A 19,520-nucleotide genomic window follows, 5' to 3' on the forward strand; every position below is an offset into this window, starting at 1 on the left:
ACCACTCCTCAGTTGACGAATCGGAGGTCGGAGATCGTCCCGGAGGCGACCAGCGCGACGTAGAGGTCCGTGACGCAGACGAAGATCAGCGAGGCCCACGCCAGCTGCATGTGCTTGGCGTTGAGCTTGGAGATCTGCGTCCACGCCCAGTACCGGACCGGGTGCTTGGAGAAGTGCTTCAACCGCCCGCCCGCGATGTGCCGGCAGGAGTGGCACGACAGCGTGTACGCGGCGAGCAGGCCCACGTTCACCAGCAGCACCAGGTTGCCCAGCCCGACGCCGGTGCTGAACGCGTAGATCGCGTCGTAGACGTTGATCAGCAGCAGGAGCGAGGCCGCGTAGAAGAAGTAGCGGTGCAGGTTCTGCGCGATCAGCGGGAAGCGGGTCTCACCGGTGTACTTGGCGTGGGGCTCGGCCACCGCGCACGCGGGCGGGGACATCCACGCCGCCCGGTAGTACGCCTTGCGGTAGTAGTAGCAGGTCACCCGGAAACCGAGCAGGAACGGGATGATGACCACCGGCGGGGTGAGGAACCCCGGCAGCTCGGGCAGCGGCCGGCCGAAGTGCGCTGCCGCGGGCAGGCACTCCTCACTCAGGCACGGCGAGTACATGGGCGTCAGGTAGCGGTACTCGTCCACCCAGTAGTAGTCGCCCATGAAGGTCCTCACGGCCGCATAGATCGAGATCAGCAACAAGCCGACGAACGTCGCCAGCGGCGGTAGCCACCACCGGTCCGTCCGCAACGTGCGCTGGGCGATCTGCGCCCTCATACCTCACCTCGTTCCACGTCGTTGTGGTGCGGGACACATTGTGGTGCGGGACACACTCTTGGGCCGAAAAAGGGAGCGGCCCCCGCGTTCTCACGCGGGGGCCGGCCTGCTGTCTGCTCAGGTTCGATGGCGGTAGCCGCCGAGTCCTTCGTCGTCGGCGTCGGTCCACAGCTTCGGGTCGTACGGCGTGTCGGGGACGACGACGACTTCCCGTTCGACCCTCGGCGCCTCACGTTGCCGTGGCGTGCTTTCCAGGTCCAACAGCTCGGTCGCGTCGATGTCCAGGCGTTCGACGTCGTTGGCCAGCCGCTGCACCGCGGCCACGTCGCCGTACCTGGCGCGCAGGCCGCCGACGCAGTGGCGCAGTTGGCCAAGCGTCCGGCGCAACTCGACGATCTCGGAGGACGTCATGGTCAGCACCTCCCTCGGGTGGGTCCGGTGCCGACTCTGCCAAGTCGAAAGCCTTGTGACAAGCACCACAGGGATTCGAGTCGTGTCTCAGGATCTGAATCGGTTTTGTGACGATCATGTGTCGTGACTTACTGTGCTAACTGTCACGTCCGCACGTGCGACGCCAGCGCTGCCGTCCCACCGGGCCCATCACGGCCCGTGATCACCACCGGAGACAGCGAACCATGAGCGTGCATCCCGTCGTCGCCGGAGTGACGGCTCGAATCGCCGCCCGCAGCGCCGCCGGCCGGTCCGCCTACCTCGAACGAATCGCCCAGGCCCAGCAGGAGGGCCCGGCCCGCCGCGACATGGCGTGCAGCAACCTGGCGCACGGTTTCGCGGGCATCACGGGCGGTGACAAAGAGCTACTGCGGGCACTGCGTCGCCCGAACGTGGCGATCGTGTCCGCGTACAACGACATGCTGTCCGCCCACCAGCCCATGCACGAGTACCCGGCGTGGATCAAGGACGCCGCGCGCGCCGTCGGCGGCGTGGCGCAGTTCGCGGGCGGCGTGCCCGCGATGTGCGACGGCATCACCCAGGGCCGTGCGGGCATGGAGCTGTCGCTGTTCAGCCGGGAAGTGATCGCGATGGCCACCGGCATCGCGCTGTCCCACGAGATGTTCGACTCGGCGCTGCTGCTCGGCGTGTGCGACAAGATCACGCCGGGTCTGCTGATCGGCGCGCTGTCGTTCGGGCACCTGCCCGCGATCCTGGTGCCCGCGGGCCCGATGAACTCCGGCTTGCCGAACTCCGAGAAGGCACGGGTGCGGCAGCTGTTCGCGGAGAACAAGGCGTCCCGCGAGGACCTGCTGGAAGCCGAGTCCGCGTCCTACCACAGCCCCGGGACCTGCACTTTCTACGGCACCGCGAACTCCAACCAGCTCGTGGTCGAGGTCATGGGCCTGCACTTGCCGGGCGCGAGCTTCGTGCCGCCGGGCACCGGGCTGCGGCGCGCGTTGACCGAGGAGGCCGCGCGGCGCGCGGTGGAGATCAGCCGCGGCGACGACTACACCCCGATCGGGCACGTGGTGGACGTGAAGTCGGTCGTCAACGGCGTGATCGCGCTGCTGGCCACCGGTGGGTCGACCAACCACACCATGCACCTGGTCGCCATCGCGTCGGCCGCGGGCATCGAGCTGAACTGGGACGACTTCTCCGAGCTGTCCTCGGTGGTGCCGCTGCTGGCCCGCGTCTACCCGAACGGCTCGGCGGACATCAACCACTTCCAGGCCGCGGGCGGCGTGCAGTTCCTCGTCTCCACGCTGCTGGACGCGGGCCTGCTGCACGCCGACGTTCGCACGGTCGCGGGCCCCGGGCTGGACCGCTACCGGCAGGAGCCGGTGCTCGTCGAAGGCGTGCTGACCTGGCGTGACGGTCCCGGCTACTCGCTGGACACCGATGTGCTGCGGCCCGTGTCGGAGCCGTTCGCGGCCGACGGCGGCCTGCGCATGCTGTCCGGCAACCTCGGCCGCGCGGTGATCAAGGTGTCGGCGGTCAAGCCGGAGCACCGGGTCGTCGAGGCGCCGGCGCGGGTGTTCACCTCGCAGGAGGCGTTCAGCGCCGCGTTCCAGGCGGGCGAGCTGGAACGGGACGTGGTGGTCGTGGTGCGGCAGCAGGGGCCGCAGGCCAACGGGATGCCCGAGCTGCACAAGCTGACCCCGGCGCTGGGCGTGCTGATGGACCGCGGCTTCAAGGTCGCGCTGGTCACCGACGGGCGGATGTCCGGCGCGTCGGGCAAGATCCCGGCCGCCATCCAGCTCACCCCGGAGGCGGCCGTCGGCGGCCCGTTGGCCCGCGTGCGCGACGGCGACGTGCTGCGGCTCGACGCCGAGACGGGCACGCTGGAGGCGTTCGTGGACCCGGCGGAGCTGGCCGGACGCGACCTGGTGGACTTCCCACCGGACGCGCAGGCGTGGACCGGCACGGGCCGGGAGCTGTTCGCCGCGCTGCGCCGGGCGGTCGGGCCCGCCGACCGCGGCGCGAGCGTGTTCGGACCGATCGCGGCCTCGCACTTCGAAGGCCAGCTCAACCAGGAGGTTTCCCGGTGACCACCACCCCAGCGCACGCCACGGCCGCGGATCTGCTGGCGCTGTCCCCCGTCATCCCGGTCGTCGTCGTGGACGACGCCGCGCACGCCGTGCCGTTGGCGCAGGCGTTGCTGCGCGGTGGCATCCGCGTGATCGAGCTGACCCTGCGCACGCCCGCCGCGCTGGCCGCGATCGAGCGGGTGGCGGCGGAGGTGCCGGGCATCGTGATCGGCGCGGGCACCGTGACCGCGCCCGAGCACGCCGAGCAGGCCGCGAAGGCCGGTGCGGCGTTCCTCGTGACGCCGGGGTCGACGGACCGGGTGCTGGACGCGGTCGAGGACACCGGGCTGCCGTTCCTGCCGGGCGCGGCGACCGTGTCGGAGGCGATGCGGCTGGCCGAGCGCGGGCTGACCTCGTTGAAGTTCTTCCCGGCCGAGGCCGCGGGCGGGGTGGACCACCTCAAGTCCATCGGCGGCCCGCTGCCCGGCCTGCGGTTCTGCCCGACCGGCGGCATCACGGCGGCGAGCGCGCCGCGTTACCTGGCGCTGCCGAACGTCGGGTGCGTCGGCGGGTCGTGGCTCACGCCGAAGGACGCGCTGGCCTCGGGTGACTTCGCGCGGATCGAAGAGCTGGCACGGGCTGCCGCCGCTCTCTGAGTCGTGATCCGGGGCGCCTCCTTCGTCGAACGGGGAGGCGCCCCGGTCACAGCGAGTACGCCCCGGTCACAGCAAGTACGTCAGGGCTTCCGGGATCGAGTCGGCGACCGGTGCGCCGGCCTGTTCGAGCACCTTGCGCGAGCTGGTGCCGGTGGCGACCAGGACGACCTGCGCGCCGACGTGCCGGGCGGCTTCGGCGTCGTCCACCACGTCACCGATGAGCACGACCCGGTGGGGGTGCAGCTTCAGCGCGTCGAGGTGTTCGGCGAGGTGTTCGGCCTTCGAACCGCCGCCGGTCGTGAGGCGGAGGCCGTCGACCCGGGTGAACAGCTCTTCCAGGCCGAAGTCCGTGATCAGCGGGACCAGCTCGTCGTGGAACCACATCGAGAGCAGCGACTGGGTGTGGCGGAGCTGCCGGAGGTGGTGGGGCACGCCGGTGGCCAGGCCGCACAGGTTCAGCAGGTTGCGGTACTCGTCGTGGTAGAGGACGTCGATGTCGGCCCAGTCCCGTGCGGTCAGTTCGCGGTCGAGCAGGCGCTCGTAGCAGTCCTTGAGGGGGCGGCTGAAGACGTCGCGCCAGTGGTCCAGGGTGATGGGTGGGCGGCCGAAGTGGCGGCAGACCCGGTTGACCGCGGCGAGGACCGCGTCGTTGTCGGCGAGCAGGGTGCCGTTCCAGTCCCAGACCACGTGTTCGGCGCTGATGTGCCCGGCCCCTATGCCCACCCGTGCAGGGTACGGCGATAGGTTGAACGTTCACATCGGGGGAGGTAGTGCGGGATGAGCGCGCGACGAACCACAGTGGTCGCCGAACCTCGCGGGCAGGTGGCACTGGTGTCGGTCGGTTTCCCGGTGCTGGGCGCGGTCGTGGTGTGGGGGCTGAAGGCCATCGCCGGGTGGGTGGCCGGGTTGCCGTGGGCGCCGATGCAGGGGCCGTTCCGGTTGGTGGCGTCCATCCCGGAGCCTTGGGCGACGGTCGGTTCGGTGGCGGTCGGCGCCGTGCTCGGGTTGGTGGTGGCCGGGATCGCGGCTCACGAGCGGCTGGTCGTCGAGGTGTTCAACGAGGGTGTCGAACTGTTGAGGGGCGGGAAGCACAGGAGTTTCGACCGGACACTCGTGTCCGGGGTGTTCCTGGACGGCAAGAAGCTCGTGCTGCTCGGCGTGGACACCGGCGAGTTGGCCCGCGAGAGCCATGACCTGAAGCCGGAGGCGCTGGCGGACGCCTTCCAGACGCACGGGTACCAGTGGCTGGATGACGGCGACCCGTACCGCGACCAGTACCGGCGGTGGGTCGACGGGACGCCGGACCTGCCGCAGGGGGCGAACGCGTTGTTGAAGGTGCGGGCCGAGGCGTTGCGCAAGGACGACAAGGAAGACGCGGCCGAACTGCGGGACGAGCTGAGCCGGCTCGGTGTTGTCGTGCGCGAGGAGAAGAAGCGCCAGTACTGGCGACTCGCCCGGCCACTGCCCTGAGGCCGGCCCCGACGGTCGGCCCCCCTCCGACCTGACCGTCAGTCCTGGGTCAGGTCGTCCAGGGTCGTGGTGTCCTCGCCCACACGCCGGAGTTCTTCGCGCACGACGCGGTAGGCGAGGCCTTCGGCGTAGCCCTTGCGGGCCAGGGCGGAGACCAGGCGGCGGATCTTGGTGGTGTCGTCCAGGGTCGCCATGGTGCGCAGTTTCTTGCGCACCAGGTCCCTCGCCCGGTCTTCCTCCGCCTCGTCGTCCACCGCCGCGACGGCCTCGGCCGCCACCTCGTCCGCGACGCCCTTGCGGCGCAGTTCCATGGCCAGGGCTCTACGCCCCAACCCCTGGTAGGTGTGCCGCGAGCGGACCCAGACTTCGGCGAAGGCCGCGTCGTCGATCAGCCCCGCCCGGTCGAACTTGGCCAGCACGAGTTCGGCCGTCTGCTCCGTGATGCCCTTGCGGAGCAAGGCGTCCTTCAACTCCACGCGCGTTCTGGCCCGTGCGGTGAGCAGCGCGTAGCAGATGTCCGTCGCTTTGCGCTGCTCCTGCACCGGGTCGACCGGGCGCGGCTCGGTGTCGTCGGCCGAAGGGTCGCGGGACAGCCCGCGACCACGGCCACCTCGTCCTGCCATGCCAGGTTAGAACTCGACCGGCGCCGCGGCGGGCTCCTCGGCGTCGAGCGTGGCGCCGATGCCCAGCTTGTCCTTGATCCGCTTCTCGATCTCGTTGGCCACGTCCGGGTTCTCGCGCAGGAACTTCCGCGCGTTCTCCTTGCCCTGGCCCAACTGGTCGCCCTCGTAGGTGTACCAGGCGCCCGACTTGCGCAGGATGCCCTGGTCGACGCCCATGTCGATGAGCGAACCCTCCCGGCTGATGCCCTGACCGTAGAGGATGTCGAACTCGGCCTGCTTGAACGGCGGGGCCACCTTGTTCTTCACGACCTTGACCCTGGTGCGGTTGCCGACCGGCTCGCCGCCGTCCTTCAGGGTCTCGATGCGCCGCACGTCCAGCCGCACCGACGCGTAGAACTTCAGCGCCTTGCCACCGGTCGTGGTCTCGGGCGAGCCGAACATCACGCCGATCTTCTCGCGCAGCTGGTTGATGAAGATCGCGGTGGTGTTGGAGTTGCTGAGCGCACCGGTGATCTTGCGCAGCGCCTGGCTCATCAGGCGGGCCTGCAGACCCACGTGGTTGTCGCCCATCTCGCCCTCGATCTCGGCGCGGGGCACCAGGGCCGCCACCGAGTCGATGACCAGGATGTCGAGCGCGCCGGAGCGGACCAGCATGTCCGCGATCTCCAGCGCCTGCTCGCCGGTGTCGGGCTGGGAGACCAACAAGGCGTCGGTGTCGACGCCCAGCTTCTTCGCGTAGTCCGGGTCGAGCGCGTGCTCGGCGTCGATGAACGCCGCGATGCCGCCGCCGCGCTGGGCGTTGGCCACGGCGTGCAGCGCCACCGTCGTCTTACCGGAGGACTCCGGGCCGTAGATCTCGACCACGCGGCCGCGGGGCAGGCCGCCGATGCCGAGTGCCACGTCGAGCGCGATCGCGCCGGTGGGGATCACCTGGATCGGGGCGCGGGCTTCCTCGCCGAGCCGCATGACCGAGCCCTTGCCGAACTGCTTGTCGATCTGGGCCAAGGCCAGCTCGAGGGCCTTGTCCCGGTCGGGTGCCTGGGGTGCCATCTGGAGTCCACCTCGGAGTGTCTTGGGGTCGCTGTGCGATGTCGGGGCCGACGTTACGGGTGGGGTCCGACATTTTTAGGCGGGGACCAGGTCACCCGCGGGGTGTTGTCACCCGGTCGTGTCGGGGAGTGTAGCCGAACAGGTGTTCGACCACTTGGTCGACACGCCAGGTCACCGCCGCTGTTCCGGCACGTCGAAGGCATCGCAGACCGCCAGCCAGATCTCCTTGGCCGACAACCCCGCCTCCAACGCCTGGTCGGGCGTCCGCCCGCCGAGGGCCGACAGCACGTGATCCCTGGCCACCATCTCCGCCCTGACCTGGCCGAACTCGTTCGCCATCAGTTTGCGGAACATCGTGATGCGCATCCCCTCCAGGTTATCGCGCCGCCTTCCACGCCGGACTGTCGACGTAGTGGTTGTCGAACCGGTCCTGCGAGTCGCGGATCTCCTGCGGGCTCGCCTCGCCGCGCTGCACGCGGTCGAGCAGCCGGTAGTAGTCGAACCGCCCCATGCCGGGCGTGAAGACGAACAGGACGTCGGCGTCGGCGCCCTTGAGCGCGCCGAACGCGTGCGGCACGCGGGGCGGCACGACCAGGAAATCGCCGCGCTCCAGGGTCAGCACGTCCTCGTCCAGCAGCACCTGGAGCGTCCCGTCGAGCACGAAGAACAGCTCCGAGGCGCGGGTGTGGAAGTGCGGCGGCGCGCCGTCCGAACCGTCGCGGAAGGTGGACCGGTTGCTGGTCAGGCCGTCGAGGTCGGCGAGGAGGGTGACGACGGCGGCGGGGTCGGCGTCGAGCTTCTCGGCCTGGTCGGCCCGGACGAGCAGGGTGTTTTCCATGTGGTCGAGATTCGTCGCTCGAAGGACCCCGAACAACGACGAAGATCGGATAGAACGATAACCTCGGTGTTATGGAACGGCGTGACCTGGAGGTCTTCCTGACGCTCGCGGAGGAGCTGCACTTCAGCCGCACCGCCGAACGCCTGCGCGTCTCCCAGGCGCGGGTCAGCCAGTCCGTCAAGCAGCTGGAACGCCGCATCGGCGCGCCCCTGTTCGAGCGCACCAGCCGCCGGGTCGCGCTCACCCCCATCGGCCGCCGCCTGCGTGACGACCTCGCGCCCGCCTATCAACAGATCGTGGACGGCATAGCGCGCGCTGTGGAGGCCGCGCGCGGGACGGCTCTGCTGCGCGTCGGGTTCGAGGCGCCGGCCATCGCCGACCTGATCACGGACGTCCTCGACACCTTCCGCGCCCGCCACCCGGACAGCGAGGTGCGCGTCCGCGAGGCCCCGTTCACCGACCCGTTCTCGCTGCTCAGGGCGGACGAGGTGGACGTGCTGGTGACCCTGTTCCCGGTGGACGAGCCGGATCTGACCTCCGGTCCGGTCGTCTTCGAAGAGCCCTTGGTGCTCGCCGTGTCGGACACACACCCGTTCACACGGCAGAAGTCCGTGACCCTGGAGGACCTGGCACGCGACACGGTCTTCAAAGCCGCCTACTGGAGTGACACGACCCCCGAGGGCGCGCCCGTCAAGCGTGGACGGGACCTCACGACGTTCCAGGAACTGCTCACCGCGATCGCCAACGGCGAGGGCGTCTGCCCGCTGGGCGCGCACGCCGTCGGCTACTTCACCCGCCCGAAGATCGTGTTCCTGCCGCTGGTGGACGCGCCGCGGCTGGCGTGGGGCATGGTCTGGCGCAGCGCGGGCGAAACGGTCCGGGTGCGCGAATTCGCCGCGGCGGCGCGCTAACCTCGACGTGTGCTGTTGTTGCAGGAAGACCCCACGGGCATGTCGTCGCCGATCGCCACGATCGTGGTGATCGCCGGGCTCGTCGCGGCGATCGTCGTGGGCCTGCGCGCGCTCTGGTACAACCGCAAGCGCTGATCGACGCGCCCGGTCAACGCACCCGCTGCAGCGACGCGAACAGGCACGCCACCAGCAGCGGCAGCGCGGTGAACCCGACGACCAGCCCCAACGCGGCGTAGGACCACGCGGTCACCACCACGCCCGCCGCGACGCCGCCGAGCACGCCGCCGACGTTCATGGACAGGTCCGACAGGCCCTGCGCGGCCGGCCGGTCCACCACCGTCACCGACTCGGTGAGCAGCGCCGATCCCGCCACCAGGCCCGCCGACCAGCCGAAACCCAGCAGCGCCAACCCGGCGGCCAGCTGCGGCGCCTCGTGCGAGGGCGCCATGCCCGCGATGCCGGACGCGGCGACCACGAGCGCGGCGCCGATCGCGAGCACCGGCACCCGGCCCAACCGGTCGGCCATCCACCCGAACAACGGGCTGGCCGCGTACATCGCGGCGACGTGCAGGCTGATCACCACGCCCACGACGCGCAGCGACGAGCCCCCGTGGTCCATGTGCACCGGGGTCATCGACATCAGCCCCACCATCGCGGTGTGGCACAGCGTCACGCCGCCCAGCGCGAGCTTCCCGGCGGCGGGCAGCGACCGCAACACCGCCATCGACCCCTTGGTGTCGCCCATCCCCCCGGCACAGTGCGCGGGCGCGACGGCGGACTGCGCGATGGTCAGCGGATCGGGCCTGAGGAACCGCAGGACGACGACCGCGGCCAAGCCGAACAACACCGCCGACAACAGGTACGGCCCGGCGCCCACCGGCAACCCCAGCCGCACGGCCACCTGCCCGGCCGGGTGGGCCAGGTTCGGCCCGACCACCGCGCCCACCGTCGCCGCCCACACCACCAACGCCACCGAGCGCGCTCTGCGGTGCGGATGGGCGAGGTCCGCGCCCACGTACCGGGCGGCGAGGTTCGCACTGGACGCCGCGCCGAACAGGACGAGCGCGACCAGCAGCACGTGCCACGAGCCGAGCACCACCGCGCACGCCGCCACCGCCGCGCCGACCGCGCCCGCGCCGTAGCCGAGGACCAGCGCCGGACGCCGTCCGCGCCGGGCCGCCAACCGGGCCGCGGGCAGGGCGAACAGGGCCGCGCCGAGCACCGCTGCGGTCTGCGCCAGCCCGCCGACCGCGTCGGAGTCCGCCAGCACGGCCGCGATGAGCGTGCTCACCGCCAGACCGATGGCGACGCCCGCCGCGCCCAGCACCTGGGTCACCGCCAGCACCCGCAGCACCCTGCGCTGCACGACGTCGACCACAGTCATGATCATGATCGTGCCAGGGGGAACGGGGCCCGACCAGCCACCGTCCGGGTTCAGGTACCGGGCTGGACGGTGTTCTCGAAGAAGTCCGCGACCTCGTCCGCGGTCAGCTCCTCGCCGCCGCTCTTGGTCACGATGCCGAGCAGCGGGAGGTTGTCCGCGGTGAACACGAGCAGCCCCAACCCGCCGTCGGCGGCGGCCCGGTACTTGCCGGTGAGGCCGTTGCCCGCCCACTGGGCCTCGACCACGTCGCTCTTGAGCGACCGCACGACGCTCTCCGCGCCGTTCTGCGCGCCGACGACGGTCTCGGTGAGCACGTACTGGACCGCGTAGTCGTCCTTCACCGAGCAGCTGACCACGGTGCCCTTGATGCGGTTGCCGCCCACACCGGGCGTGCCGCCCGCCTTGCACGTGCTGGTGTCCGGGATCGTGCCCGCGAGGCGGCGCAGGCACTCGGTGAAGCCCTTGTCGTCCTGCTGCGTGTCCTTCTTGCAGTCCTGCGCGGTGGGCACGCCCGGCCCGCCGGACGCGAAGATCCCGCCGACCACGGCCAGCACGAGCACCACGGCCGCGCCGACGGAGATCAGCACCGTCCGGTTGGGCTTCTTCTCCGGCTTGGTCTGCGCGCGCGGGCCGACGGTCGGGAAGTTGAACTGCTGCGGCCCGGTCTGCGGGTAGCCCACCTGGTACGGCCCGCTGACCGCCGGGTTGACCTGGTACGCGCCGCTCGGGGTGTTGACCTGGTACGGGCCGCTGGCGTTCGGGTTCACCTGGTACTGGCCACTGGCGTTCGGGTTCACCTGGTGCGCGCCGCTGACCGCGGGGTTCACCTGGTACCGGCCGCTGGAGGCCGGGTTCACCGGCTTGGTGACGACCGTGTCCGGCTCCTTGGGCCTCGTCGGCTCCTGGGAGCGGGGCGTGACGCCGTCCTTGGGCACGTGGTGCGCACCGAGAGCGACCGAGGTCTCCGGCTGGTCCAGGCTCGTCGGCACGATCCGCACCTGCTCGGCGATCATGGTCGCCACCAGCGGCATTCGGCTGGAGCCGCCGACCAGGTAGATGCCCGCGAGCTGGTTGGGCGCCATGCCGGTGGAGCGGATCGTGGACTCCAGCAGCTCCACGCTGCGCATCATGCTCGGCCGGACCAGCGCTTCCAGGTCGGAGCGGTTGACCAGCACGTCCTCGAACGGCTCCGGCATCGGCACCTCGGTGTGCGCGTGCCGTGACAACGACTCCTTGGCGGCCCGCACGTCCTCCTGGAGCGCGCGCCGGGCTCTGCGGTCGGCCGTGGACTCCGGGCGCAGCAGCCGCTGCCAGGCGCCGGGGTCGCGGTGCGAGACCTGCCGCCCGACGTGTTCGAGGAGGGCCTGGTCGACGTCGAGGCCGCCCAGGTCCTGCAAACCGTCCTCGGCGAGCACGGTGAAGCCCTTCTGGGTGGCCGCGACGATGGCCACGTCGAACGTGCCCGCGCCCAGGTCGTACACCGCAAGCGCTTGGCCGACGGCCAGCGAGGCGTAGTGGGAGGCGGCGGCGACCGGTTCGGGGACGAGCACGATCTCGCCGGTCACGCCCGCGAGGCGAGCCGAGGACAGCAGCACGTTGCGGCGCGTAGAGCCCCACTGCGCGGGGTGGGTGAGGCGGATCTCGTCCAGCGACTCGCCGCCCAGCTGGCGGTTGGTCTCGTCGAGCACGCGGCGCAGCACGGCGGCCAGCGCGTCGGTGACGGGGACGACGTTGGAGCCGAGGAGCAGCACGCCGTCGTCCACGCGGCGCTTGGGGTTGGGTTCGAAACGGGCCGGGTCGAGGCGGGCGCGGCGCTCGGCGTCACGGCCGACGACGAGGGTGCCGTCCTCTTCGCAGTAGACGGCCGACGGCATGGTGGCCGAACCGTCCACCTCCACGACCCGGGGCGGCCGGCCGTGCGCGGAGAGCACCGCGACGGTGTTGGAAGTGCCCAGGTCAACGGACAGGACGCGCAAAGTACACCCCTTTGTTTCGAACGGGGTGATCGTGCCACAAACGAAAAATGTCGGACCCCGGGTTCAAGATGGTCGTATGGACGTCTCGGCTGCTTTCTCCCCAGCCACCCGGCAGTGGTTCACCGGGGCCTTCGCCGCGCCCACGGCGGCGCAGGAGGGTGCGTGGGAGGCTGCGGCCGCGGGTGAGCACGCGTTGGTCATCGCGCCGACGGGGTCCGGCAAGACGTTGGCCGCGTTCCTCTGGGCGCTGGACCGGCTGGCGTCGACGCCGAGGCCCGCCGAGCCGAAGCGGCGGTGTCGGGTGTTGTACGTGTCGCCGTTGAAGGCGCTGGCGGTGGACGTGGAGCGGAACCTGCGGGCGCCGCTGGCGGGTATCCGGCAGGCCTCGCACCGGCTGTCGCTGCCCGAGCCGGACATCACGGTCGGCATGCGCACCGGCGACACACCGGCGGACGCGCGGCGGGCGTTCAGCCGGACCCCGCCGGACGTGCTGGTCACCACGCCGGAGTCGCTGTTCCTCATCCTCACCTCGGCGGCACGGGAGTCGTTGCGCGGGGTCGAGACGGTGATCGTGGACGAAGTGCACGCGGTGGCGGGCACCAAGCGCGGCGCGCACCTCGCCCTGTCCCTCGAACGGCTGGACTCGCTGCTGGACAAGCCGGCCCAGCGGATCGGGCTGTCCGCGACGGTCCGGCCGGTCGAGGAGGTGAGCGCGTTCCTCGCGGGTGGGCGGCCGGTGCGGGTCGTGCAGCCGAAGACGGCCAAGACGATCGAGGTCCGGGTCGAGGTCCCGGTCGAGGACATGTCGGTGCTCGGCGAGCCGACCGGCGAGGTGTCCGGTTCGGCGGCGGGCGCGGAGCAGCGGGCGTCGATCTGGCCGTCGGTGGAGCAGCGGATCCTGGAGCTGGTCCGGCAGCACCGGTCGACGATCGTGTTCGCCAATTCGCGGCGGTTGGCCGAACGGCTCACCGCGCGCCTGAACGAACTGGCCGAGGAAGCCGTGGAGCTGGAGCGGTTCCCGGCGGAGGCGCCCGGCCAGTCCGGGATCACCACCCAGCGCACCGCCACGATCGCCCGCGCGCACCACGGCTCGATGTCGCGCGAGCAGCGGGTGGTGGTCGAGGAGGAGCTGAAGTCCGGGCGGCTGCCGTGCGTGGTGGCGACGTCGTCGCTGGAGCTGGGCATCGACATGGGCGCGGTCGACCTGGTGGTGCAGGTGGAGGCGCCGCCGACGGTGGCGTCGGGGTTGCAGCGGGTCGGCCGGGCCGGGCACCAGGTCGGCGCGGTGTCGCGCGGGGTGATGTTCCCGAAGTTCCGGGGCGACCTGGTGTCGTGCGCGGTGGTGGCGGAGCGGATGCGGGACGGCGCGATCGAGGCCGTGCGGTACCCGCGCAACCCGCTGGACGTGCTGGCGCAGCACGTGGTGGCCATGGTGGCGATGGAGCCGTGGACGGTCGAGGCGCTGGCCGGGCTGGTGCGGCGGGCCGCGCCGTTCGCCGCGCTGCCGGAATCGGCCCTGCAGGCGGTGCTCGACATGCTCGCGGGCCGGTACCCGAGCGAGGAGTTCGGCGAGCTGAGGCCCCGGATCACGTGGGACCGGATCACCGGTGAGCTGCGCGGCAGGCCGGGTTCGCAGCGGCTGGCGGTGACGTCGGGCGGCACGATCCCGGACCGGGGCCTGTTCGCGGTGATGACGCCGCCGTCGGAGCGCGGTCCCGGCTCGCGGGTGGGCGAGTTGGACGAGGAGATGGTCTACGAGTCACGGGTGGGCGACACGTTCCTGCTCGGCACGTCGTCGTGGCGGGTCGAGGACATCACCCACGACCGGGTGATCGTGGTGCCCGCGCCCGGTCAGCCCGCGCGGATGCCGTTCTGGAAGGGCGACGCGCCGGGACGTCCGCTGGAACTGGGGCGGGCGCTGGGGAAGTTCCTCCGCGAGGTGTCCACTTTGGACGACGAGGAGGCCGGGCAGCGGACGACGTCGGCCGGGTTGGACGCGTGGGCGACGTCGAACCTGCTGGCGTACCTGGGCGAGCAGCGTGAGGCGACCAGGCACGTGCCCAACGACCGGATCGTGCTGGTGGAGCGGTTCCGGGACGAGCTGGGCGACTGGCGGCTGGTGGTGCACTCGCCGTTCGGGGCGCAGGTCAACGCGCCGTGGGCGTTGGCGATCGCGGCCCGGCTGCGGGAACGGCGCGGTATCGAGGTGCAGGCGGCGCACTCCGACGACGGGATCGTGATCAGGCTGCCGGACGCGGTCGACCTGGACGGCGCGCAGGTGGTGGCCGGTGCGGACGACGTGCTGCTCGACCCGGAGGAGGTCGAGCAGGTCGTGGTGGCCGAGGTGGGCGGGTCGGCGCTGTTCGCGGCCCGGTTCCGGGAGTGCGCGGCGCGGTCGCTGCTGCTGCCCCGGCGTGATCCGCGTCGCCGCACGCCGTTGTGGCAGCAACGGCAGCGGGCGGCGCAACTGCTGTCGGTGGCGGCGAAGTACGAGAGCTTCCCGGTGGTCCTGGAGGCGATGCGCGAGGTCCTCCAGGACGTCTACGACGTGCCCGGCCTGCGCGAGCTGATGACGGACATCCGGGCACGGCGGGTGCGCGTGGTGGAGGTGGAGACGCCGTCGCCCTCGCCGTTCGCGCGGAGCCTGCTGTTCGGGTACGTCGGGATGTTCCTGTACGAGGTGGACGCGCCGCTGGCCGAGCGGCGGGCGGCGGCGCTGTCGCTGGACTCGGCGCTGCTGGCCGAACTGCTGGGGTCCGAGGCGATCCGGGAACTGCTCGACCCGGAGGTCGTCGAGGAGGTCGAGCGCAACCTGCAACGCCTCGCGCCGGACCGGCACGCGCGGGACGCGGAGGGCGCGGCGGACCTGCTGCGGTTCCTCGGCGACCTGTCCGAGGAGGAAGCGCTGAAACGGGGTGTGCGGCCGGAGTGGCTGGCGGACCTGGTGGCGCAGCGGCGGGCGATCCGGGTGCGCATCGCGGGCCAGGACCGGGTGATCACGATCGAGGACGCGGGTCGGGTGCGGGACGCGTTGGGCGTGGCGCTGCCGGTGGGTGTGCCGGAGGTGTTCACCGAGCCGGTGGCCGACCCGGTGGGCGACCTGCTGTCGCGGTACGCGCGCACGCACGGGCCGTTCCCCGCGATGGAGGCGGCGGAGCGGTTCGGGCTGGGCGTCGCGGTGGTGACCGGGGTGCTGGAGCGGATGGCGGCCACCGGCCGACTGGTGCGCGGTGAGCTGCGGCCGGGAGGAACGCACACCGAGTACTGCGACGCCGACGTGCTGCGGCGGTTGCGGCGGGCCTCGCTGGCCCGGCTGCGGGCCGAGGTCGAACCGGTGGAGCCGGCCGCGCTGGGCCGGTTCCTGCCGGGCTGGCACGGGGTGGGTCGGCGGTTGCGGTCCGCGCCGACGGTGGACGACGTGTACTCGGTGGTCGAGCAGTTGGCGGGCGCGCCGCTGCCCGCGAGCGCGGTCGAGTCGCTGGTGCTGCCCGCGCGGCTGCCCGGCTACAGCCCGGCGCTGCTGGACGAGCTGACCGCGTCCGGCGAGGTGACGTGGACGGGGTGCGGCTCGCTGTCCGGTGGCGACGGCTGGATCGCTTTGGCGCCGACGGACGTGGCCGACCTGCTGCTGCCGGACCTGGTGCCGGAGGCGATGCCGGACTCGTCGCTGCACACCGCCGTGGTGGAGGCGTTGGCCGGTGGCGCGTTGTTCTTCCGGCAGCTGGTCGACCGGGTGTCGTTGCAGGGCCCGACGACGGACGGCGAGGTCGTCGGCGCGCTGTGGGACCTGGTGTGGGCCGGCGTGGTCACCAACGACACGTTGTCGCCGCTGCGGGCGCTGGTCGCGGGCGGCGGCACGGCGCACAAACCCCGGCGGGCCGCGCCACGCGGTCGTTACGCGCGGATGCGGGCGGGCTGGCCGGACATGCCGAGCCGCAGCGGGCCGCCGACGGTGGCGGGCCGGTGGTCGCTGGCCGTGGTGCCGGCGACGGACGCGACGCGGCGGGCGCACGCGCGGGCCGAGGCGTTCCTGGAGCGGCACGGCGTGCTGACGCGCGGCGCGTTGGACACCGAGCGGGTGACCGGCGGGTTCAGCGGCGTGTACCGGGTGTTGCGCGCGATGGAGGAGTCCGGGCAGGTCGTGCGCGGGTACGTGGTCGAGGGGTTGGGCGCGGCGCAGTTCGCGGCGCGGGGTGCGGTGGACCGGCTGCGCGCGTCGTCCCGGCCGCCGGGTCAGGAGCACGTGGGCACGCCGGACGCCGTGGTGCTGGCGGCGGCCGATCCGGCGCAGCCCTACGGCGCGGCGCTGGTGTGGCCGGAGCTGTCCGGTGAGGGCAAACACCGCCCAGGCCGCAAGTCCGGCGCGCTGGTCGTCCTGGTGGACGGTGAGGCAACGCTCTACGTGGAGCGGGGCGGCCGGTCCCTGCTGTCGTTCACCGAGGAGGAAGAGCCGTTGCGCGCGGCCGCACAGGCTCTGAGCCGGGCCGTCCGCGACGGGTGGTTGGGACAACTGGCAGTGCAGCGGGCGGACGGGGAGGTGGCGCTGGGCTCACGGCTGGCAGGCATCCTCCAGGAAGCAGGCTTCCGGGCGACACCCAAGGGTCTCCGGCTGCGCGCGTGAGGGAAGAGCGGTGCGGCTGCCACGACCACCGATCACACTCAAGATCACCCAAATGAGCGAAGAAGCAGGTCAACCGGAAACTTTTCGCACACCATTGACGTTGCCGGGTTGGAAGGAGGCGGCGCACGGCGGACCGGTCTCACGCGACCACGGAAGAGTTCACGGCCGGCCTCAGCGGAACAGGGCGCTGTAGGCGTTCAACGCCGGTTGGCCGCCCAGGTGGGCGTACAGGACCGTGGAGTCGCGCGGGATCTCGCCGGTGGAGACCAGGTCCACCAGGCCGGCCAGGGACTTCCCCTCGTACACCGGGTCGGTGATCATGCCCTCCAGCCGCGCGCCCAGCCTCATGGCCTCCAAAGTGGACTCCCCGGGCACGCCGTAGATGCCTTCGTGGTACCGGTCGTCGAGCAGGACGTCCTCGTCGGCCACCTCGACGCCGAGCAGGTCCGCCGTGTTCTTGGCGATGCGCAGCACCTGGTCACGGGTGTCGCACGGCTCGGCGGACGCGTCGATGCCGATGATCGTCCGCCCACTGCCCGCGAACCCGGCGACCATGCCCGCCTGCGTGCTGCCGGTCACCGAGCACACGACCACCGTGTCGAACCGCACCCCCAGCTCGGCCTCCTGCTGTTCGACCTCGGCCGCCCACCCGGCGAACCCGAGGCCGCCCAACGGGTGGTCCGACGCGCCCGCCGGGATGGCGTACGGCTTGCCGCCCGACGCCCGGACGTCCTCGATCGCCTGCTCCCACGCGGGTTTCACGCCGATGCCGAAGTCGGCCTCCACCAGCCGCACGTCGGCGCCCATCAACCGGCTGAGCAGGATGTTGCCCACCCGGTCGTACACCGCGTCCGGCCAGTCGACCCAGCTCTCCTGCACCAGCACGCACTTCAGCCCGGCCCGCGCCGCCGCCGCGGCCACCTGGCGGGTGTGGTTGGACTGCACGCCGCCGATGGACACCAGCGTGTCGCACCCCGTCGCCAACGCGTCCGCCACCAGGTACTCCAGCTTGCGGGTCTTGTTGCCGCCGTAGGCCAACCCGGAGTTGCAGTCCTCCCGCTTGGCCCACACCTGCGCGCCCCCGAGGTGCCTGGTCAGCCGCTCCAGCTTGTGCACCGGGGACGGGCCGAAGGTCAGCGGGTAGCGCGCGAAATCGCCCAGTGCCATTGTCAGTTCTCCTCAACCGAGAGCAGGTCGGCCAACGTCGCCCAGTTCCGCCCGACCAGCCGTGCCGCCAGGTCGGCGTCGGCCGCGGCGCAGGCGGTGATGATCTCGTCGTGCATGGCCACCGAGTGGCGGCCGGTCGGCGCGGCGAACCGCAGCCGTTCCAGGCGGCGGACGAGCGGGGTGTAGCGCTCGATGGTGGCCACCACTGCGAAGTTGTCGCTGCGCCGCACGGCCACCCCGTGGAACTCGTCGTCGGCGGCGAGCGCGCCGGGCACGTCGCCGGTGTCCAGGGCGTGCGCGAACGCCGTGTTGGCGGCACGCATGGCGTCCAGGTCGGCGTCGACCATGCGTGGCACGGCCAGCCGGGCGGCCAGCGCGTGCATGGTCTGGATGACGACGTGCGCGTCACGCACCGCCACCGTGTCCAGCGGGGTGACCCTGGTGTAGCTGTGCGGCTTGGTCTCGACCAGGCCCTCGTCGGTCAGCCGGGCCAACGCCTCGCGCACCGGCGTGCGGGACAGGCCCAGCCGCTCGGCCAGTTCCACGTCCTTGATCGGCACGCCGGGCGCCAGGTCGCCGCCCAGGATCGCCTCGCGGATCGCGGTCAGCGCCTGGTCGCGGAACAGCGCCCGACTAATATATTGCATATCGCGAGACTGTAGACGCCGGCCCGGAAGATCGCCAGGACTTCCCGGGGATGTGTGGCCGGTTCGTGCCACCACGCTCAACGTGAACGCATTGCGCCCGACCATGAAACCGAGCGGTCACCGGGGAGGGAGCACGTCATGTCGAGGGATCGGGAAGAGCGGGATCCGTACCAAATCGCGCCGATGCCCCCGCCGTCTCCCCAGGAAGATCAGTTGCCGCGTCCGGGGACGCTCACCGCCGCGGCAGTGCTGTGGATCATCACGGGCGTGCTCCTCACCCTGGCCTACGGCTTCGAGGCGGTGCGGGCTTTCGGGTACGGCAACGACATCAGGGCAGCGGTCGGCGCACTGTTGACCGTCGCGGCGGTTGGGATCTGGCGACTCGGCAGCGGGCTGCGGCACGGCCACGACAACCGCATCGGGCTCATCATGCTGGGCCTGGTGCCAGGACTGGGGCTTTTCCCGCTGGTCATCGCGGCCATCGTCCTGCAGTACCTGCCCGCGAGCCGCCGGTGGTTCGCCCTACCGCCCGCCAAGGCCCCATCGCCGTGAGAGTCCGCGAGTGAGGTCAACGGGGCGTGAGCACGCAGAACTCGTTGCCCTCCGGGTCGGCCAACACCACCCACGGCACGTCGCCCTGCCCGATGTCGACCGGCTTCGCGCCCAGCTCCACGGCCCGCGCCACGATCGCCGCCTGGTCCTCGGTGGACGCAGACGCCAGGTCCAGGTGCACCCGGTTCTTCACCACCTTCGGGTCGGACACGGCCACGAACACGAGTTCCTGCCCGTCGCTGAACGCCACGTCGACCTCGTCGACGCCCTCGCCGGTGATCGGTTTGTCCAGCAACGCGGACCAGAACCGGGCGAGCACGACCGGATCTGCCGAGTCCACGACGACGTCACACCACCTCGTTGCCATGTCCCGAC

General features: G+C 71.6%; 19 protein-coding genes. 7 read left to right on the forward strand and 12 right to left on the reverse strand.

All coding sequences use genetic code 11. The features are described 5' to 3' along the window. Positions 1-8: 8 nt before the first annotated feature. Both FM051_RS02880 and FM051_RS02885 read right to left on the reverse strand, forming a co-directional pair. The gene (locus FM051_RS02880) at positions 9-770 is read right to left on the reverse strand and encodes a hypothetical protein (protein ID WP_158840332.1); all 762 of its coding nucleotides are present in this window, start codon (positions 768-770) and stop codon (positions 9-11) included. A gap of 117 nt (positions 771-887) precedes the next feature. Continuing rightward, positions 888-1,181 (reverse strand): hypothetical protein, encoded by a 294-nt coding sequence (locus tag FM051_RS02885; RefSeq protein ID WP_158840334.1) that lies wholly within the window; start codon positions 1,179-1,181, stop codon positions 888-890. 224 nt (positions 1,182-1,405) lie between these two features. On the opposite strand from FM051_RS02885, the gene edd reads away from it, so the two are divergent. Together edd and eda are read left to right on the forward strand one after the other, a co-directional pair. Beyond that, positions 1,406-3,271, forward strand: coding sequence for a phosphogluconate dehydratase (edd, locus tag FM051_RS02890; RefSeq protein WP_162470677.1), 1,866 nt, complete (start codon positions 1,406-1,408; stop codon positions 3,269-3,271). Further along, the gene (gene eda / locus FM051_RS02895; RefSeq protein ID WP_238412096.1) at positions 3,268-3,906 is read left to right on the forward strand and encodes a bifunctional 4-hydroxy-2-oxoglutarate aldolase/2-dehydro-3-deoxy-phosphogluconate aldolase; all 639 of its coding nucleotides are present in this window, start codon (positions 3,268-3,270) and stop codon (positions 3,904-3,906) included. The genes edd and eda overlap by 4 nt, the downstream gene beginning before the upstream one ends. A 66-nt stretch (positions 3,907-3,972) precedes the next feature. Here the strand turns inward: eda and FM051_RS02900 are convergent, their stop codons facing one another. Further along, positions 3,973-4,629 carry an HAD family hydrolase gene (locus tag FM051_RS02900; protein WP_158840336.1) on the reverse strand — a complete coding sequence of 219 codons (657 nt, stop codon included), beginning with the start codon at positions 4,627-4,629 and terminating at the stop codon, positions 3,973-3,975. Between the two features lie 54 nt (positions 4,630-4,683). Here FM051_RS02900 and FM051_RS02905 point away from each other — a divergent pair, with 54 nt between their 5' ends. After that, positions 4,684-5,376: a YqeB family protein gene (locus FM051_RS02905; protein ID WP_158840338.1), complete on the forward strand. Its 693-nt coding sequence runs from the start codon at positions 4,684-4,686 to the stop codon at positions 5,374-5,376. 38 nt (positions 5,377-5,414) lie between these two features. Here the strand turns inward: FM051_RS02905 and FM051_RS02910 are convergent, their stop codons facing one another. The 4 genes from FM051_RS02910 to FM051_RS02925 form a co-directional block, all read right to left on the reverse strand. After that, positions 5,415-5,999: a regulatory protein RecX gene (locus tag FM051_RS02910; RefSeq protein WP_158840340.1), complete on the reverse strand. Its 585-nt coding sequence runs from the start codon at positions 5,997-5,999 to the stop codon at positions 5,415-5,417. Between the two features lie 6 nt (positions 6,000-6,005). Next, complete coding sequence (gene recA, locus FM051_RS02915; RefSeq protein ID WP_158840342.1) at positions 6,006-7,049, reverse strand: recombinase RecA; 1,044 nt, start codon at positions 7,047-7,049, stop codon at positions 6,006-6,008. A 171-nt stretch (positions 7,050-7,220) separates the two neighbouring features. After that, entirely contained in the window at positions 7,221-7,415 is a 195-nt protein-coding gene (locus FM051_RS02920; RefSeq protein ID WP_158840344.1) for a DUF3046 domain-containing protein, read from the reverse strand. Positions 7,416-7,425: 10 nt separating this feature from the next. Continuing rightward, positions 7,426-7,887 carry a cupin domain-containing protein gene (locus FM051_RS02925; RefSeq protein ID WP_158840346.1) on the reverse strand — a complete coding sequence of 154 codons (462 nt, stop codon included), beginning with the start codon at positions 7,885-7,887 and terminating at the stop codon, positions 7,426-7,428. Between the two features lie 71 nt (positions 7,888-7,958). On the opposite strand from FM051_RS02925, the gene FM051_RS02930 reads away from it, so the two are divergent. Then, positions 7,959-8,798 carry a LysR family transcriptional regulator gene (locus FM051_RS02930; protein WP_158840348.1) on the forward strand — a complete coding sequence of 280 codons (840 nt, stop codon included), beginning with the start codon at positions 7,959-7,961 and terminating at the stop codon, positions 8,796-8,798. A gap of 9 nt (positions 8,799-8,807) precedes the next feature. Continuing rightward, a complete protein-coding gene (locus FM051_RS53010) occupies positions 8,808-8,933 on the forward strand; it encodes a hypothetical protein (protein WP_274383441.1) in 126 nt (41 codons plus the stop codon). Positions 8,934-8,946: 13 nt separating this feature from the next. On the opposite strand, the gene FM051_RS02935 is transcribed toward FM051_RS53010, so the two are convergent. Further along, the gene (locus FM051_RS02935) at positions 8,947-10,182 is read right to left on the reverse strand and encodes an MFS transporter (RefSeq protein WP_238412097.1); all 1,236 of its coding nucleotides are present in this window, start codon (positions 10,180-10,182) and stop codon (positions 8,947-8,949) included. A gap of 50 nt (positions 10,183-10,232) precedes the next feature. Further along, positions 10,233-12,158 (reverse strand): Hsp70 family protein, encoded by a 1,926-nt coding sequence (locus FM051_RS02940; RefSeq protein WP_158840350.1) that lies wholly within the window; start codon positions 12,156-12,158, stop codon positions 10,233-10,235. A gap of 76 nt (positions 12,159-12,234) precedes the next feature. On the opposite strand from FM051_RS02940, the gene FM051_RS02945 reads away from it, so the two are divergent. Beyond that, positions 12,235-16,779: an ATP-dependent helicase gene (locus FM051_RS02945; RefSeq protein ID WP_158840352.1), complete on the forward strand. Its 4,545-nt coding sequence runs from the start codon at positions 12,235-12,237 to the stop codon at positions 16,777-16,779. Positions 16,780-16,950: 171 nt separating this feature from the next. On the opposite strand, the gene FM051_RS02950 is transcribed toward FM051_RS02945, so the two are convergent. Continuing rightward, positions 16,951-17,946 carry a 1-aminocyclopropane-1-carboxylate deaminase gene (locus FM051_RS02950; protein ID WP_158840354.1) on the reverse strand — a complete coding sequence of 332 codons (996 nt, stop codon included), beginning with the start codon at positions 17,944-17,946 and terminating at the stop codon, positions 16,951-16,953. A gap of 2 nt (positions 17,947-17,948) precedes the next feature. Next, positions 17,949-18,593: a GntR family transcriptional regulator gene (locus FM051_RS02955; protein WP_158840356.1), complete on the reverse strand. Its 645-nt coding sequence runs from the start codon at positions 18,591-18,593 to the stop codon at positions 17,949-17,951. Positions 18,594-18,731: 138 nt separating this feature from the next. On the opposite strand from FM051_RS02955, the gene FM051_RS02960 reads away from it, so the two are divergent. Next, positions 18,732-19,145 (forward strand): hypothetical protein, encoded by a 414-nt coding sequence (locus FM051_RS02960; protein ID WP_158840358.1) that lies wholly within the window; start codon positions 18,732-18,734, stop codon positions 19,143-19,145. Positions 19,146-19,161: 16 nt separating this feature from the next. Here the strand turns inward: FM051_RS02960 and FM051_RS02965 are convergent, their stop codons facing one another. Then, positions 19,162-19,512, reverse strand: a complete 351-nt coding sequence (locus tag FM051_RS02965; protein ID WP_158840360.1) for a VOC family protein — start codon at positions 19,510-19,512, stop codon at positions 19,162-19,164. Between the last annotated feature and the right edge of the window lie 8 nt (positions 19,513-19,520).

This window comes from Saccharothrix deserti (assembly GCF_009769385.1).
Classification (GTDB): Bacteria; Actinomycetota; Actinomycetes; order Mycobacteriales; family Pseudonocardiaceae; genus Actinosynnema; species Actinosynnema deserti.

What these genes read in the sequence shown, in the direction of transcription:
- FM051_RS02935 (WP_238412097.1), bottom strand. Translation starts at nt 10,182, where the DNA reads ATGACTGTGGTCGACGTCGTGCAGCGCAGGGTGCTGCGGGTGCTGGCG.
- edd (WP_162470677.1), top strand. Translation starts at nt 1,406, where the DNA reads ATGAGCGTGCATCCCGTCGTCGCCGGAGTGACGGCTCGAATCGCCGCC.
- FM051_RS02880 (WP_158840332.1), bottom strand. Translation starts at nt 770, where the DNA reads ATGAGGGCGCAGATCGCCCAGCGCACGTTGCGGACGGACCGGTGGTGG.
- FM051_RS02960 (WP_158840358.1), top strand. Translation starts at nt 18,732, where the DNA reads ATGTCGAGGGATCGGGAAGAGCGGGATCCGTACCAAATCGCGCCGATG.
- FM051_RS02955 (WP_158840356.1), bottom strand. Translation starts at nt 18,593, where the DNA reads ATGCAATATATTAGTCGGGCGCTGTTCCGCGACCAGGCGCTGACCGCG.
- FM051_RS02885 (WP_158840334.1), bottom strand. Translation starts at nt 1,181, where the DNA reads ATGACGTCCTCCGAGATCGTCGAGTTGCGCCGGACGCTTGGCCAACTG.
- FM051_RS02925 (WP_158840346.1), bottom strand. Translation starts at nt 7,887, where the DNA reads ATGGAAAACACCCTGCTCGTCCGGGCCGACCAGGCCGAGAAGCTCGAC.
- recA (WP_158840342.1), bottom strand. Translation starts at nt 7,049, where the DNA reads ATGGCACCCCAGGCACCCGACCGGGACAAGGCCCTCGAGCTGGCCTTG.
- FM051_RS02945 (WP_158840352.1), top strand. Translation starts at nt 12,235, where the DNA reads ATGGACGTCTCGGCTGCTTTCTCCCCAGCCACCCGGCAGTGGTTCACC.
- FM051_RS02930 (WP_158840348.1), top strand. Translation starts at nt 7,959, where the DNA reads ATGGAACGGCGTGACCTGGAGGTCTTCCTGACGCTCGCGGAGGAGCTG.
- FM051_RS02905 (WP_158840338.1), top strand. Translation starts at nt 4,684, where the DNA reads ATGAGCGCGCGACGAACCACAGTGGTCGCCGAACCTCGCGGGCAGGTG.
- FM051_RS02920 (WP_158840344.1), bottom strand. Translation starts at nt 7,415, where the DNA reads ATGCGCATCACGATGTTCCGCAAACTGATGGCGAACGAGTTCGGCCAG.
- FM051_RS02950 (WP_158840354.1), bottom strand. Translation starts at nt 17,946, where the DNA reads ATGGCACTGGGCGATTTCGCGCGCTACCCGCTGACCTTCGGCCCGTCC.
- FM051_RS02965 (WP_158840360.1), bottom strand. Translation starts at nt 19,512, where the DNA reads ATGGCAACGAGGTGGTGTGACGTCGTCGTGGACTCGGCAGATCCGGTC.
- FM051_RS02910 (WP_158840340.1), bottom strand. Translation starts at nt 5,999, where the DNA reads ATGGCAGGACGAGGTGGCCGTGGTCGCGGGCTGTCCCGCGACCCTTCG.